Annotated in this window: 2 protein-coding genes; both read left to right on the top strand. The window is 40.8% G+C overall.

What is annotated here, in order from left to right; all coding sequences use genetic code 11:
- Window positions 1–271 precede the first annotated feature (271 nt).
- On the top strand, window positions 272–1594 hold the full coding sequence (locus Ga0466249_RS25690; RefSeq protein ID WP_215832352.1) for an MFS transporter: 1323 nt from the start codon (window positions 272–274) through the stop codon (window positions 1592–1594).
- Window positions 1595–1695: 101 nt separating this feature from the next.
- Window positions 1696–1964, top strand: a 269-nt coding sequence (locus Ga0466249_RS25685) for an NAD(P)-binding domain-containing protein (protein WP_215832351.1), incomplete at its 3' end; no start/stop codon positions are given.

Genomic DNA, 1964 nt, shown 5'->3' with positions numbered 1-1964 from the left:
GTTTCCCGGTGGTGCCGAAAGACGCGTTAAATATGATGGGAGTGAATGTAGGACATCCGATTCGCCCCATTCAACATATGACTGAAGCAAATCAGGCGAAGTTAAAGGAAATCCTTATCAAAATTGGGGCTATGAAAGCTTAGACTGACAGGAAATTGCTAAGCTAGTAGGGGTATTTTGTCCAGCGTTGCAAAGCTACATGAAAAACAATAAAAATATCTATGAAGATGGAACGCTGCGACAATCAAAAAATGCGCAGAGGATGAGTTGAATGACAACAAGTTCCGTTGATTCTAAAAGAACCCATATTCGTTATTATATATTGGTCATGCTATTTATTGTTACAACATTTAATTATGCAGATCGTGCGACACTTTCTATGGCTGCTACAGCCATTAAAAACGATCTTGCAGTAGACACAATTACGATGGGAGTTGCCTTTTCGGCATTTGGCTGGGCTTATACTGCGATGCAACTTCCCGGCGGATGGCTGCTAGATAAGTTTGGTTCCCGTTTTGTTTATGGTGTAGGATTATTTTTGTGGTCACTTTTTACATTCTTACAAGGAACGGTAGGCTTTTTTACAGGACTTAGTGCAATTTCAACTCTGTTTTTGCTTCGGTTCTTAATGGGAGTGGCAGAAGCGCCGGCTTTTCCGGCGAATAGCCGAATTACAGCCATGTGGTTTCCCACGCATGAACGTGGTTTTGCTTCGGCAATTTTTAATTCCGCTCAATATTTTGCTTTAGCCGTGTTTAATCCTATTATGGGTTGGGTTCTTGTAGCTTTTGGCTGGCGTCATGTCTTTTACTTTGTGGGTATGGCTGGCATTATTTTGGCAATGATTTGGTTTAAGGTGATTCGCACACCTCATGAGCATTCCGGTGTAAATCAGGCTGAGTTGGATTATATCCAATCTGGCGGCGGCTTGGCTAATGTAGGGGATAATAAATCGGAAATCAAATGGTCCTATGTAAAGGCGCTTATTACAAACCGGATGCTGCTTGGTGTATATTTTGGCCAGTTTTGTCTGAATACGATTACTTGGTTCTTTTTGACTTGGTTTCCGACTTATTTGGTACAAGCGAAAGGAATGTCTATTTTAAAGGTAGGTCTTGTTGCAGCGATTCCGGCTATCTGTGGTTTTATCGGCGGACTGCTTGGCGGTTATGTATCTGATAGTTTGTTACGTCACGGCAAATCGCTGAGTGTAGCGCGTAAAGCACCGATTATTATCGGATTAACTATGTCTGGTAGTATTATTTTAGCCAATTATGTTACAACACAATGGGTGGTTATTGCAGTCATGGCATTAGCCTTTTTCTCAAAAGGTTTTGGGGCACTTGGCTGGAGCGTTGTTAGTGATACATCGCCAAAAGAAATGCTGGGCTTAAGTGGTGGTATTTTTAATTTCATCGGCAATATGGCTAGTATTGTTACACCGATTGTCATTGGTTATATCTTAAATGTAACTCATTCATTTAATGGTGCTTTGATTTTTGTCGGTGCCATGGGGATATTAGGTGCTTTGTCTTATCTTGTTGTTGTCGGAGAGATTAAGCGTGTTGAATTGAGAAATATCAAGGAAGACTAAAGGATTAACAGGTTGTTTTATTAGAAATAACCTGGTTTATATATAATTCTGAGTAAGTAGCAGTGTATCATTGCTATAATAATATTTAGGAGAGATGAAAGATGAAAATTGGATTTATTGGACTAGGAATTATGGGGAAACCGATGAGCAAAAATTTATTAAAAGCCGGTTATGAATTAGTCGTTTGTGACGTAGTCAAAACAGCCGTTGATGAAATAGTTGCCGGCGGAGCCAAATCAGCACCGACGCCCAAAGCCGTTGCCGAGCAGGCTGATATTGTGATAACCATGCTGCCGAATTCGCCGCATGTAAAACAGGTTGTGCTGGGAGAAAACGGTGTGATTGAAGGTGCGAAAAAAGGTTCAATTGT

Source organism: Pelorhabdus rhamnosifermentans, assembly GCF_018835585.1.
Lineage (GTDB): Bacteria > Bacillota > Negativicutes > UMGS1260 > UMGS1260 > Pelorhabdus > Pelorhabdus rhamnosifermentans.
This window is presented reverse-complemented; position numbering and strand designations above follow the sequence as displayed.

Excerpts from the sequence above, each read along its gene's own strand:
- Ga0466249_RS25690 (WP_215832352.1), top strand. The coding sequence starts at position 272 with ATGACAACAAGTTCCGTTGATTCTAAAAGAACCCATATTCGTTATTAT.